General features: G+C 73.2%; 9 protein-coding genes. 3 read left to right on the top strand and 6 right to left on the bottom strand.

Annotated features, from left to right (window positions below):
• Positions 1 to 24: 24 nt before the first annotated feature.
• From IE124_RS31990 to IE124_RS32000, 3 genes are all read right to left on the bottom strand, one after another.
• Positions 25 to 1,869 carry an acetolactate synthase large subunit gene (locus IE124_RS31990; protein ID WP_189513163.1) on the bottom strand — a complete coding sequence of 615 codons (1,845 nt, stop codon included), beginning with the start codon at positions 1,867 to 1,869 and terminating at the stop codon, positions 25 to 27.
• Between the two features lie 228 nt (positions 1,870 to 2,097).
• Positions 2,098 to 4,965: a putative bifunctional diguanylate cyclase/phosphodiesterase gene (locus IE124_RS31995; protein ID WP_370468853.1), complete on the bottom strand. Its 2,868-nt coding sequence runs from the start codon at positions 4,963 to 4,965 to the stop codon at positions 2,098 to 2,100.
• Positions 4,966 to 5,406: 441 nt separating this feature from the next.
• On the bottom strand, positions 5,407 to 6,372 hold the full coding sequence (locus IE124_RS32000) for a 2-hydroxyacid dehydrogenase (protein ID WP_189513165.1): 966 nt from the start codon (positions 6,370 to 6,372) through the stop codon (positions 5,407 to 5,409).
• A gap of 75 nt (positions 6,373 to 6,447) precedes the next feature.
• Here IE124_RS32000 and IE124_RS32005 point away from each other — a divergent pair, with 75 nt between their 5' ends.
• The 3 genes from IE124_RS32005 (at position 6,448) to IE124_RS35140 (ending at position 9,013) form a co-directional block, all read left to right on the top strand.
• Positions 6,448 to 7,470, top strand: a complete 1,023-nt coding sequence (locus IE124_RS32005) for an aldo/keto reductase (RefSeq protein WP_189513167.1) — start codon at positions 6,448 to 6,450, stop codon at positions 7,468 to 7,470.
• Between the two features lie 104 nt (positions 7,471 to 7,574).
• Complete coding sequence (locus tag IE124_RS32010; protein WP_189513169.1) at positions 7,575 to 8,717, top strand: PQQ-dependent sugar dehydrogenase; 1,143 nt, start codon at positions 7,575 to 7,577, stop codon at positions 8,715 to 8,717.
• Positions 8,718 to 8,731: 14 nt separating this feature from the next.
• Positions 8,732 to 9,013 carry a DUF6191 domain-containing protein gene (locus IE124_RS35140; RefSeq protein ID WP_229833080.1) on the top strand — a complete coding sequence of 94 codons (282 nt, stop codon included), beginning with the start codon at positions 8,732 to 8,734 and terminating at the stop codon, positions 9,011 to 9,013.
• On the opposite strand, the gene IE124_RS32015 is transcribed toward IE124_RS35140, so the two are convergent.
• The 3 genes from IE124_RS32015 to IE124_RS32025 all read right to left on the bottom strand — a co-directional run bounded on the left by IE124_RS32015 (position 8,897) and on the right by IE124_RS32025 (position 12,940).
• Positions 8,897 to 11,953, bottom strand: a complete 3,057-nt coding sequence (locus tag IE124_RS32015) for a helix-turn-helix transcriptional regulator (RefSeq protein ID WP_306432453.1) — start codon at positions 11,951 to 11,953, stop codon at positions 8,897 to 8,899. The two genes, IE124_RS35140 and IE124_RS32015, sit on opposite strands and share 117 nt — an antisense overlap.
• A 7-nt stretch (positions 11,954 to 11,960) precedes the next feature.
• The gene (locus tag IE124_RS32020) at positions 11,961 to 12,146 is read right to left on the bottom strand and encodes a hypothetical protein (RefSeq protein WP_189513173.1); all 186 of its coding nucleotides are present in this window, start codon (positions 12,144 to 12,146) and stop codon (positions 11,961 to 11,963) included.
• A 161-nt stretch (positions 12,147 to 12,307) separates the two neighbouring features.
• Positions 12,308 to 12,940: a hypothetical protein gene (locus IE124_RS32025; protein WP_189513175.1), complete on the bottom strand. Its 633-nt coding sequence runs from the start codon at positions 12,938 to 12,940 to the stop codon at positions 12,308 to 12,310.
• Between the last annotated feature and the right edge of the window lie 33 nt (positions 12,941 to 12,973).

A 12,973-nucleotide genomic window follows, 5' to 3' on the forward strand; every position in this document is an offset into this window, starting at 1 on the left:
TCTCTTCCTTTTCGCTCTTCGCTGTCAGTCGTCTTCGCCGTCGCCGAAGTCGGGGCGGACGCCCCGCGCGGCCATGACCTCGTCGTTCGAGGTGCCCGCGGCGACCATCGGCCAGACCTGGGCGTCCTCGTGGACGATGAAGTCGATGACGACCGGACGGTCGTTGATGGCGTTCGCCTCGGCGATGACCTTGTCCAGGTCGGCCGGGTCCTCACAGCGCAGGGCGACACAGCCCATGGCCTCGGACAGCTTGACGAAGTCGGGGACGCGGGTGCCCTTGTTCGCCTGGACGTCGTCCGGGCCGGAGTGCAGGACGGTGTTGGAGTAGCGCTGGTTGTAGAACAGCGTCTGCCACTGGCGGACCATGCCGAGGGCGCCGTTGTTGATGATGGCGACCTTGATCGGGATGTTGTTCAGCGCGCAGGTGGTGAGTTCCTGATTGGTCATCTGGAAGCAGCCGTCGCCGTCGACCGCCCAGACCGTGCGGTCCGGCATGCCGGCCTTGGCGCCCATCGCGGCGGGGACCGCGTAGCCCATCGTCCCGAGGCCGCCGGAGTTCAGCCAGGTGGCCGGCTGCTCGTAGTCGATGAAGTGGGCGGCCCACATCTGGTGCTGGCCGACGCCCGCGGCGAAGATCGTGCCCTCGGGGGCGAGCTGGCCGATGCGCTGGATGACCTGCTGCGGCGAGAGGCTGCCGCCCTCCGGCACCTCGTAGCCGAGCGGGTAGGTCTCGCGCCAGCGGTTGAGGTCGCTCCACCAGGCGGTGTAGTCGCCCTTGTTGCCCTCGCTGTGCTCGGCCTGGACGGCCTGGACCAGGTCGGCGATGACCTCGCGGGCGTCACCGACGATCGGGACGTCGGCGGCGCGGTTCTTGCCGATCTCGGCCGGGTCGATGTCCGCGTGGACGATCTTGGCGTACGGGGCGAAGCTGTCGAGCTTGCCGGTGACGCGGTCGTCGAAGCGGGCACCCAGGGCGACGATCAGGTCGGCCTTCTGGAGCGCGGTGACGGCGGTGACCGCGCCGTGCATGCCGGGCATGCCGACGTGCAGCGGGTGGCTGTCGGGGAAGGCGCCGAGGGCCATCAGGGTGGTGGTGACCGGGGCGCCGGTGAGCTCGGCGAGGATCTTCAGCTCGCCGGTGGCGCCGGCCTTGATGACACCGCCGCCGACGTACAGGACGGGCCGCTTGGCGGCGGAGATCAGCTTCGCGGCCTCGCGGATCTGCTTGGCGTGCGGCTTGGTCACCGGGCGGTAGCCGGGCAGGTCGGTCTGCGGCGGCCAGCTGAAGGTGGTCTTCGCCTGGAGGGCGTCCTTGGAGATGTCGACCAGGACCGGGCCGGGGCGGCCGGTGGAGGCGATGTGGAAGGCCTCGGCGATCGTCCGCGGGATGTCCTCGGCCTTGGTGACCAGGAAGTTGTGCTTGGTGATCGGCATCGTGATGCCGCAGATGTCCGCCTCCTGGAAGGCGTCCGTGCCGATCGCCTTCGAGGCGACCTGGCCGGTGATCGCGACGAGCGGCACGGAGTCCATGTGCGCGTCGGCGATCGGGGTGACGAGGTTCGTCGCACCGGGACCGGAGGTCGCCATACAGACGCCGACCCTGCCGGTGGCCTGCGCGTAGCCGGTCGCGGCGTGGCCCGCGCCCTGCTCGTGACGGACCAGGATGTGGCGCACCTTCTGCGAGTCCATCATCGGGTCGTACGCCGGGAGGATCGCGCCGCCCGGAATGCCGAAGACGGTGTCGGCGCCGACTTCCTCGAGAGAACGGATGAGGGACTGCGCGCCCGTGACGTGCTCGACGGTGGGCTGCGCGCCGCTACGGGGCCGCGGCTGCGGATGGTGCCCGGTGGCCTGGTCGGTCATCAGCATCTCTTCTCGAAGCAGAGGGTTTTTGCGAGGTGTTTTGAGAGGGTTTACGTCGACTTGGGGGTGATCCAGTGCAACAAAAAACCCCTCGTGCCGTGAGGCAAGCGAGGGGAGCGCGTCGGATGCTTTCTCAGCCGGGCCTACGGTGGCCCTGCTTTAGCCGACGCGCTTTCCAAGTACGAGAATTCGGGTGCGCATGGCACTGACCCTCCCTCTCCCACCTCACCGGTGTCAAGTGGGTGGGACGGGCGTCTCAGTATTTGAGCGGATCGGGGGACGGTTTCCGGCCCTCACGGGGACCGCTCCGGGGAGCGGGTACTCGTCCCGTACGAGGGCCCTGCGCAGGCGGTATTCGTCGAGCGGGCCCGAGAAGGCCATGCCCTGGGCGTGACTGCATCCCATGGCGCGCAGCGCGAGCACCTGCTCCGGTACGTCGACGCCCTCGGCGACGGTCTGCAGGCCGAGCTCGCCGGCGATGCGGAGCACCCCTCGGGTGATCTTGCGGAGCCGGGCGGACTCGACCACACCCTCGACGAGCCCTCGGTCCAGCTTCAGTATGTCGACGGGAAGCCGCCGAAGGGCGTCGATCGCCACATGTCCGCTGCCGAATCCGTCGAGCGCGATCCGCACGCCGAGGCGGCGCAGGGTCACGAGGCGCTGTTCCAGCTCGTCGAGCGAGGCCCGGGGGTCGCTGTCGGCGAGCTCGATGATCAGCGAGCCGGACGGCAGGCCGTGCCGGGTGAGCAGCGACTCGACGGAACCGAGCGGGAGCGAGCGGTCCAGGAGGCGGCGGGCGGAGAGCCGAATGGACACGGGCGTGCGGTGGCCGATTCCCGCCCGCTCGGCGGCCTGCTCCACCGCCTCTTCGAGGAGCCAGCGGCCGAGCTCGGCCGTGCGCTCGCCGTCGTCGGTGACGCGGAGGTACTCGGCGGGGGTGAAGAGGATGCCCTGGGTGGAGCGCCAGCGCGCCTGGGCGCTGACGGCGGAGATCCGGCCGGTGGTGAGGTCGACGACCGGCTGGTGGAGCAGGGCGAACTCACCGTCGTGGAGGGCGGTGCGCAGCCGGGCGGCCAGCTCGGTGCGCCGTACGACCTCGGCCTGCATCTGGGGTGCGTACAGCTCGACGCGGTCCTTGCCGGCCGCCTTGGCCCGGTACATCGCGAGGTCGGCGTTGCGCAGGAGGTCGCCGGCCTCCATGCCGGGCTCGGCGAAGGCGACGCCGATGGACGCGGCAACCCGCACCTCGTTGCCGCCGTCGACGCGGTACGGCCGGGAGAGCGTGAGCCGGAGCCGGTCGGCGATCTCCTGGACCTGGGCCTCCCGGGCGGCCTGCTCGCGGCCGCCGTCGCCGAGGATCAGGGCGGCGAACTCGTCGCCGCCGAGCCGGGCGGCGGTGTCCCCGGCCCGCACGGACTCCTGGAGGCGGCGGGCGGCCTGGACGAGGAGGTCGTCGCCGGCCTGGTGGCCGAGGCGGTCGTTGACCCCCTTGAAGCCGTCGAGGTCGATGAAGAGCACGGCGGTGCCGGGGTCGGAGGACCTGCGGCCGCTGAGCGCCTGCCGGACCCGCCGGGTGAAGAGCGCCCGGTTGGGCAGGTCGGTGAGCGGGTCGTGTTCCGCGTTGTGCTGGAGCTGGGCCTGGAGGCGGACCCGTTCGGTCACGTCCCGGCTGTTGAAGATGAGGCCGCCCTGGTGGCGGTTGACGGTCGACTCGACGTTGAGCCAGTCTCCACCGCTCTCGGCTTCGCTCGACCGTGAGGCACCCCCGTGGCCCGAGCGGAAGCGGCACTCGATGCGGGTGGTGGGCTCGTCGGCGGGCGAGGCCGCGAGGAAGCGGCGCACCTCGTGGACGACGGCCCCGAGATCCTCGGGGTGGATGAGGGAGGCGAGCTCGGAGCCGATGAGCTCGTCGGCCTCGCGCCCGTACACACCGGCGGCGGCCGGGCTGACGTAGCGGAGGATCCCGGTCGGCGCAGCGATCATGATGACGTCGCTGGAGCCCTGCACGAGGGACCGGAAGTGGTTCTCCTTCTGGGCCAGTTCGTGAGTCAGCGCGATGTTGTCGAGAAGCATGATGCCCTGCCGGACGACGAGCGCGAGGACCACGGCGCAGCCGGTGAGGACGACGACCCGGTCGACCCTGCGGCCCTCGACGACGTTGTACAGGATGCCGAGGGTGCAGACGGCGGCGGCGAGGTACGGGGTGAGCGCGGCGAGCGAGCCCGCGACCGGGCGGCTGTGCAGCCACGGCCCGCGGGCGGCCACAGCGGAGTCGGGCACCCGCCGCACCCCCCAGGGCGCGTAGGCGAGGAGCAGGGAGCCGGCGAACCAGCCGGCGTCGAGGAGCTGGCCGGAGGCGTAGTTCTCGCGGAGCAGCGGCGAGGTGAACAGCGCGTCGCACAGGACGGTCAGGGCGAGCGCGGCGATCGCGGTGTTGGTCGCCGAGCGGTTCGCCTGGGAGCGCCGGAAGTGCAGCGCCAGGACCATGCTGACCAGGACGATGTCGAGCAGCGGGTACGCCAGCGACAGGGCGGCCTGGGCGACGGACTCGCCCTCGAAGTGCGCGGTACGGGCGAGGGCGAGGCTCCAGGAGAGCGTGAGCAGGGAACCGCCGATGAGCCAGGCGTCGAGCCCCAGGCAGACCCAACCGGCCCGGGTGACGGGCTTCTTGGCCAGGACGAGGAGCCCGACGACGGCGGGCGGTGCGAAGAGTAAGAAGAAGAGATCCGCGACGGAGGAGTCGGGCACCTGCGTCCGCAGGACGACCTCGTACCACCCCCACACCGCGTTCCCCGAGGCGGCCATGAGGGAGGAGAAGGCGAAGAGCAGCCACGCGGGGCGGTCGCTGCCGCGGTGGACGCGGCCGTAGAGGAAGCAGGAGACCGCAGCCGTGAGCGCTGCGGCGCTGAGTCCGAAGTCCCCCATGAAGAGGGCCAGTTCCGGTGACCCCCAGCCGAGCGAGGCGCCGGTCGTGTAGCCCGCGCAGATGAGCCCCAGGGCGACTTGAGCGACGATCGAGCCGATGCCGGAACGATCCCGGCGGGGATGCCCGGAGTCGCCGCCGACGGGGCTGCGCGCGATGACGGCCCCGGGCGCGCTCACCGGCCCCTCCGGCGCCGCGCCGCCGCACCCGGACGGCTCGTGCGGGCGCGCGGGCGGCTCCTCGGCACTCCCTGGGGCGTGCCCGTCGCAGTCGTGCGGTCCGGCGGCGCGTGGCGCACGGGACGGCGTGGCCTGGTCCGGCACCGAACGCGCGAGGCCGGAAGCGAGGCGCGGGAGGCCGGCCGGCGGCGTCGCCGCCGCGTCGGATCGTCGGTCCTCCGGCCGTGCTTCACCCGTCGCCCCCCTCGAAATCTGATGACCCGTCACTTCGCTCCCCAGCGTCAGCCCGTCATCGACGCAGTCCCCCCGCTTCGGGACGATACACCAGGGCCGTCACTCAGGGACAGGGTCGCAGTACTCTCCGTGACTAGCTGGGGGCTTGTGAGCGGCGCGCGTCGGGGGCGCACACCCCCCGCCCCGGCCGGCCGCGTCCCCCGGGGCTCAACCGGTCGTGAGGAGGACGTTCGCCAGCTCCTCCCCCGCCGCGAACCGCCGCAGCTGGCCCGCGATCAGGCGCTTCGCGCGCGGCATGAACGCCGAAGTGGAACCGCCCACATGGGGACTGATCAGGACACCGGGAGCGTGCCACAGAGGATGCCCGGCCGGCAGCGGTTCCGGGTCGGTGACGTCGAGCGCCGCCGTGATCCGGCCGCTCTCGACCTCCTTGAGCAGCGCGGCCGTGTCCACGACGGGCCCGCGGGCCACGTTCACGAGCAGCGCCCCCTCCTTCATCCTGGCCAGGAAGTCCGCGTCGGCGAGGTGGTGGGTCGCGGGCGTGAGCGGAGTGGACAGCACGACCACGTCGGCCTCCGGAAGGAGGGCGGGCAGATCCGCGAGAGCGTGGACCGGACCGCGCTCCGTTGCGCGCGCGGAGCGCGCGACGCGCGCTACCCGCGCGCACTCGAACGGCGCGAGCCGGTCCTCGATGGCGGCGCCGATCGACCCGTACCCCACGATCAGCACGGACTTGTCGGCGAGCGCGGGGTAGAAGCCGGCCCGCCACTCCTCGGCGTCCTGGCCGCGCACGAAGCCGGGGATGCCGCGGAGCGAGGCCAGGATCAGCGCGAGCGTGAGCTCGGCGGTGCTCGCCTCGTGCACGCCCTTCGCGTTGCAGAGGGCGACCCCGGGCCGCAGGGCGGGGATGCCGGGCGTGACGTGGTCGATGCCCGCGGAGAGCGTCTGCACGGCGCGCAGGGAGGTCATCGCCGCCAGCGGCCGTACGGCGATCTCCGACCCCTTCATGTACGGGACGACGTAGAAGGCGCAGCGGGCGGGATCGGCCGGGAAGTCCGCTCCGCCGTCCCAGAAGCGGTAGTTCAGGCCGGACTCGGCCGGTGCGGGGAGTCCCTCGATCTCGTCCGCGGGAACCGGAAGCCACACGTCGGCGGCGCTGTCTTCGAATCTCATGACCGGGAGGCTATGCGAAGAATCCCGCGCTCCATTGGTTACTTTGGGGGACGGCACAGGGAGGGGTACCGGCAGGTGGAGCGCAGGACTATCGGGGCGACGGCGCTCGACGTGGGTGCGATCGGCCTGGGGTGCATGCCGATGAACTGGGCGTACAGCCGTTCGCAGCAACGGGGGGACCGCTCACTGCGGGCCGTGCACGCGGCACTTGACGCCGGCATGAGCCTCCTCGACACCGCCGACATGTACGGACCGTTCACCAACGAGCTGCTTCTGGGGCGGGTGTTGAAGGAGAGGCGGGCCGAGGCCTTCGTCTCGACGAAGTGCGGACTGCTCGTCGGCGACGGCGGCGAGCGTCGGCACGTGGTCGCCAACGGCAGGCCGGGATACGTGCGTCGGGCCTGCGACGCCTCGCTGCGGCGGCTCCAGACCGATGTGATCGACCTCTACCAGCTGCACCGAGCGGACCCCGAGGTGCCGGTCGAGGAGACCTGGGGCGCCATGGCCGAGCTGGTCTCGGCGGGCAAGGTGCGGGCGCTCGGGCTGTGCGCGGTCGGCGCCCGGTCGGCCCGCAGGGGCGCGACCGGGACCGCCCGCGACGGCTATGAGGGAACGATCCGCCAACTGGAGCGGATCCAGCAGGTCTTCCCGGTGGCGGCCGTCGAGGCCGAGCTGTCGGTGTGGTCGCCGGAGGCGCTGGTCCGGCTGCTGCCGTGGTGCGCGGCCCGCGGAGTGGGCTTCCTGGCGGCGATGCCGCTGGGGAACGGTTTCCTCACGGGGACGCTGACCCCGGGCGGCGGCTTCGAGTCGGACGATCCGCGCGCCCGGCACCCCCGGTTCACGGCCGAGATGATGGCGGCGAACCAGCCGCTCGTGGCGGGGCTGCGACGGGTCGCCGCGCGGCACGGGACCGACGTCACCCCGGCGCAGGTCGCGCTGGCGTGGGTGCTCGGCCGTGGACCGCACGTGGTGCCGGTGCCGGGAGCGAAGCGGGAGGGCTGGGTCGTGGAGAACGCGCGGGCGGCCGGGCTGCGGCTGACGGCGGGGGATCTCGCGGAGATCGCGTCGCTGCCGGCGCCCCGGGGGTCGTGGGACTGAGCGCCACGGCGGAATCGGGGTCCGCGGGCGGGAACCCGATCGGGTCGGGCGGTGTATGAAGAGTGAAGGGATGCCGCTCGACTCGTCGAAGGGGACCGTTGACCATGAGCCGTCCTGTTGTGCTGAAGGCCCTGTGGGGCGCCGCCGCGCTGATGCTCGTCGCGGGCTGCTCCTCGGGCGATTCCTCGGAGGGTGCCGGGGAGCGTCCGGGTACGGCTCCGCCCGCGTCGGTGTCGCCATCGGCGTCGGCCTCGGCGTCCGGGGCCGCTTCCCCGGGTGGCCGGGTGTCGGTGGCGGGCACGCTCACCGAGGGACTGAAGTCGCCCTGGGGCCTGGCCGAGCTGCCGGGAGGCGACCTGCTGGTCAGCTCGCGGGACGAGCGGACCATCACCCGGGTCGACGGGAGAAGCGGCGCGAAGACCTCCCTCGGCGAGGTGCCGGGGGTGGAGCCGGGCGGTGAGGGCGGGCTCATGGGGCTCGCCGTCCACGACGGCTGGGTCTACGCATACCTGACGGCCGCCTCGGACAACCGCATCGTGCGCATGCGGTACGGAGGCGGGGACGGCGACCGGCTCGGGGCCCCGGAGCCGGTGCTGACCGGCATCCCGAAGGGGACCGTGCACAACGGCGGACGGATCGCCTTCGGACCGGACGGAATGCTGTACGCGGGCACGGGCGAGACGGGGGTGACCGGTCTCGCCCAGGACCGGGCCTCGCTCGGCGGGAAGATCCTGCGGATGACGCCGGAGGGCAGACCGGCCCCGGGCAACCCCTTCCCCGACTCGGTGGTCTACACGTACGGCCACCGCAACGTGCAGGGGATCGCCTGGGACGCGGACGGGCGGCTGTGGGCGGCCGAGTTCGGGCAGAACACCTGGGACGAGCTGAATCTGATCGAGTCGGGGAAGAACTACGGCTGGCCCGAGGTCGAGGGGCAGGCGAGCCGGGAGGGGTTCGTGGACCCGGTGGCCCAGTGGCCGACCTCGGAGGCCTCCCCGAGCGGCATCGCCTACGCGCGGGGCGCGATCTGGATGGCCGGGCTCAGGGGCGAGCGACTGTGGCGCATCCCGATCTCCGGCGCGGAACGATCCGGAGACCCGGAGGCGTTCCTCTCAGGGGAGTACGGACGCCTGCGCACGGTTCTCGCCGGAAGCGGCGGCCGGCTCTGGCTGGTGAGCAGCGAGACGGACACCCGGGGCACGCCCGAGCCCGGGGACGACAGGATCCTCCGGCTGGAGGTGAGGTGAAGGAGGCGGTGACCGTGTTCGATCCGATCGCGGAGGTCTTCGCACCGGGGCGCCGGCACGCCGAGGACGAGCTGCGCCGACAGGCCCTCACCCGGGAGGATCCGGGGGACGCGGACCCGGGACGCGGCCCGATAGACCTCACCTCGGGCCGCGTGATGATACGGATTCCGCAGCCGGGGTCAGAGGGCCGTGTGGAGGAGGTGGAGGCGGTGGGCGAGGGCGGCGGCCTCGCCCCGGCCGGAGACGCCGAGCTTGGCGAGGATGTTGGAGACGTGGACGCTCGCCGTCTTCGGTGAGATGAAGAGCTCCTCGGCGATCTGCCGGTTGGTGCGGCCGGCCGCGACCAGGCGCAGGACGTCCTGCTCGCGCGGGGTCAGGCCGAAGCCGTCGTCGCCGGGCTCCGCGGGCGCCGGGAGCTGCTTCTCCGGCGCCAGGGAGAGGCGGGCGCGGGCGGCGAGGAGTTCCACGTCCTCGCGGAGCGGGCGGTCACCGAGGCGGAGCGCGGTGGCGTGGGCCTCGCGGAGCAGGGCCGTGGCCTCCTCCCGGCGGCCGCCCTCGACGAGCAGGGCGTCGGCATGGCGGTGGCGGGCGCGGGCGAGGTGGGCGGGGCGGTCCAGCGGCTCGTAGGCGGCGACGACCTCGGCCCAGCGGGTGGCGGACTCGCTGCCCTCGGCCCGGGCGAGCTCCTGGGACACCTGGAGGGAGTGCGCGGCCCAGACGGGGGCCGGGGCGGCGAGGTCGCGGACACAGCGGCGGATGAGGGCGAGGGCCTCGGCGCGGCCCTCGTCGGCGGCGGGCAGTCCCCGGCTGTCGGCCTCCGCCGCGGCGGCGGTGAGGACGAGCGGCCAGCCGTAGCGGGGGGTGCCGGGCGGGAATCCGCCCTTCTGGGCGTCGGCGAGCTGGGCGCGGACGTCCGCGAGGCGCCCTTCGGCGGCGGCGACGGAGATCGCGACCTGCGCCATGGGCAGGGTGTACTGCGGGATCGGGTCGCGGTTGCCGTAGACCGCGCGGGCGTCGGCGAGGTGGCGGCGGGCATCGTCCAGTTCACCCCGGGCGGCGGCGAGCTGGGCGAGGCGGAGCGAGGCCGAGGCGCGGGGCTTGGTGCTGGTCGCCGAGCGGAGGAGCTCCTCGGCGGCCTCCCGGGCCTCGTCCCAGCGGCCCAGGGAGAAGAGCGACTCGGCCCGGTTGCCCTCGATCCAGCCGACGCTGTCGACGAGTCCGTAGGAGCGGGCGAGCCGGATGCCGGCGTCGGCGATCTCGACGGCCTCGCGGGAGCGGCCGAGGGACTCCAGGGAGGAGGAGATGTTGGTGTGGGCGCGCGAGACCTCGTTGAACTGGCCGAGGGCCGTCTTCCGTTCCCGTACCTCGTGCATCTCGGCGAGACCGGCCTCGACGTCGCCGGCGGCGACCATGATGGTGCCGTGGGTGAGGCGGGCGTTGAGCTCGATCGACTCGGCCTTGACGTGCCGGGCGTACGCGACGGCGCGTTCGGCGGCGGCGAGGGCCTCGGGGCCGGGGTTGCGGAGCATGCCCCAGCCGGCGGCGCCGACGAGGACGGTGGCGTGGACGGCCGACGGCGGGAGGCCCTTGACGAGCTCCTGGGCGCGGGCGATCTCCTCCCAGCCGTCGCCGCGGCCGAGGTTGGACTGGAGGCGGGCCTTCTCCGTCCAGAACCAGGCGGCGCGGAGCGGGTCGTTCTCCTCCTCGCTCCCGAGGAGGCGCAGCGCCATCTTGCCGATCTTGAGGGCGCGTTCGCGTTCGCCGCTGAGCCGGGCGGCGACGGCGGCCTCGGCGAGGAGGTCGAGATAGCGGAGCGGGGTGGTCTCGGGGTCGCAGCCGCAGGGTGGGTAGGCCTCGGCGTAGTCCATGGGCCGGAGCGCGCTGCGGATCTCGGCGGGCGCCTCGTCCCAGAGCTCCAGGGCCCGCTCCAGGAGGCGGAGCTGCTCGGCGTACGCGTAGCGCTTGCGGGTGGCGACGGAGGCGCGGAGGACGGCCGGGAGAGCCTTGGCCGGGTCGTGCGCGTGGTACCAGTACGTGGCGAGGCGGGTGGCCCGCTCGTCGGGCCGGACGAGCGAGGGGTCGGCCTCCAGGGCCTCGGCGTAGCGCCGGTTGAGGCGGGAGCGTTCGCCGGGGAGCAGGTCGTCGCTCACGGCCTCGCGGACGAGGGAGTGGCGGAAGCGGTAGCCGTCGCCGTCGGGGACGGCGAGCAGGATGTTGGCGCCGACACAGGCCCGCAGCGCCGCGATGAGTTCGTCCTCGGTGAGCCGTGCGACGGCGGCGAGCAGACCGTGCTCGACGGTGGAGCCGCCCTCGGCGACGATCCGGGCGACCCGCTGGGCGTCCTCGGTGAGCGCCTCGACCCGGACGAGCAGGAGGTCGCGCAGGGAGTCGCTGAGCTGGCCGGGGGCGCAGCCGGCCTCGTGGGAGACGACGAGCTCCTCGACGAAGAAGGCGTTGCCGTCGGAGCGTTCGAAGACCTCCTCGACGAGCCCGGGGGCGGGTTCGGCGGCGAGGATGCCGGTGAGCTGGCGGTGCACCTCGGTGCGGGTGAAGCGGGAGAGCTCGATGCGGCGGATGCTGCGGAGCCGGTCGAGTTCGGCGAGGAGGGGGCGCAGCGGGTGGCGGCGGTGGATGTCGTCGGCGCGGTAGCTGGCGACGATCACGATCCGGCCGCGGCGCAGGGTGCGGAGGAGGTAGGTGAGCAGGTGTCGGGTGGAGGTGTCGGCCCAGTGCAGGTCTTCGAGGACGAGCACGATCGTGCGGTCGGCGGCGAGCCGCTCCAGGAGTCGCACGGTGAGTTCGAAGAGGCGGGCGGTGGCGTCCTCGTCGGAGGGCTCGTGGCTGCCGGGGTCGCCCAGTTCGGGCAGGAGCCGGGCGAGTTCGCCCTCCTGGCCGTCGGCGGCGGCGGTCAGTTCGTCGGGCAGCCGGCGGTGGAGCGAGCGCAGGGCGGTGGCGAAGGGCGCGAAGGGCAGGCCGTCGGCGCCGAGTTCCACGCAGCCGCCGAGGGCGACGACGGCACCGCGGTCGCAGGCCTCGTCGAGGAACTCCTCGATGAGGCGGGTCTTGCCGACCCCCGCCTCACCGCCGACGAGCAGCGCCTGGGGCTCTCCCGCGGTCGCGCGGGAGAGCGCCTCGGCGAGGGCGGTGAGTTCGCCGGCGCGGCCGACGAAGACGGGGCTGACTGACCTGGTCTCCACGGCGCCGAGCATCGCACAACCATCCGTACGGTCGCTCATACGGGGGTCACGCGGCCCGGACGAAGCGGCCCCGGTCGCCGCCGGTCACCCGCCCCTCCGTGCCGTGGCCACCGTGCCGGCGACCGAAGAGGCGCAGACCCTTGGCGACGGCGGCCTCGTGGCCGAGGCGCTGGGCGGCGGCCTCGCGGACGAGCTGGGCGTGGTTGATGCGGTGGAGTTCGTACGCGAACATCGGGTGCTCCCTGGTGGCTTCGGGTTTCGGTATCGCTCCTTGCGATGCCTCTACTCTCGATTCCCAGGGGGTCCCGTCACATCGGGCGAGTGCCGCATGTTCGGCGTACGGGGGGCCTTAGGCGTACCTCAGGGGGTCCTTAGGCCGCCCGGGTACCCCGCTCAGGACCCGGTGGTGGGCAGGCTCAGGAAGAGGTCGAAGTAGGTACCGACCGACAGGAGCAGCCCGAGGCCGCCCAGGACGGCGCCGCCGAGGGCGACCGCCCGGACCCAGACGGGGCGCTCGGGGCGGGCGAGGACCAGGACGAGGACGGCCGTGACCAGCGCCAGCAGCGAGAAGACGCCGTTGACCAGGGCGGTGCTGTGCCAGGCGTCGCCGTAGATCTCGGAGATCTGCTGGGCCGGGGGGCCGGACTGGCTGGTGATCTGTCCGATGAGCGTCTCGCGCTCGGAGACGACCTTGCCCGTCCAGGTGCCGGTGAGCGCCACGGCGCCGAGGGCGGCGGAGACGACGGCCGCGCCGCCGGCGCCGACGCCGGTGCCGACGGGCGCCTCGGCCAGGAACTCGTCGTCGGCCAGGTCGTCGTCGCCCGGCTCGTCGTCGTCCGAGGCGTCGTCGCGCGGCTCGGCCGCGGCGGCCCGGGCGTCCGGCTTGTCCAGCGCGTCCGGCTCCGCGGTGGTCTCCGCGGTGGCCTCGGTGGTGGCCTCGGTGGCCGCCTCGACCTCCGAGGAGGCCTCGGTCTTCGGCTCGGGCGCCGTCTCGGCGGTCTTCTCGTCGGTCTTCGTGATGTCCATGCGGCGCACGCTAGGCGGCCCACATGAGAACGG

Origin of the sequence: Streptomyces narbonensis (assembly GCF_014649015.1) — a bacterium.
Lineage (GTDB): Bacteria > Actinomycetota > Actinomycetes > Streptomycetales > Streptomycetaceae > Streptomyces > Streptomyces narbonensis.

What these genes read in the sequence shown, in the direction of transcription:
- IE124_RS32020 (WP_189513173.1), bottom strand. Translation starts at nt 12,146, where the DNA reads ATGTTCGCGTACGAACTCCACCGCATCAACCACGCCCAGCTCGTCCGC.
- IE124_RS32000 (WP_189513165.1), bottom strand. Translation starts at nt 6,372, where the DNA reads ATGAGATTCGAAGACAGCGCCGCCGACGTGTGGCTTCCGGTTCCCGCG.
- IE124_RS31990 (WP_189513163.1), bottom strand. Translation starts at nt 1,869, where the DNA reads ATGCTGATGACCGACCAGGCCACCGGGCACCATCCGCAGCCGCGGCCC.
- IE124_RS32010 (WP_189513169.1), top strand. Translation starts at nt 7,575, where the DNA reads ATGAGCCGTCCTGTTGTGCTGAAGGCCCTGTGGGGCGCCGCCGCGCTG.
- IE124_RS32025 (WP_189513175.1), bottom strand. Translation starts at nt 12,940, where the DNA reads ATGGACATCACGAAGACCGACGAGAAGACCGCCGAGACGGCGCCCGAG.
- IE124_RS32015 (WP_306432453.1), bottom strand. Translation starts at nt 11,953, where the DNA reads ATGAGCGACCGTACGGATGGTTGTGCGATGCTCGGCGCCGTGGAGACC.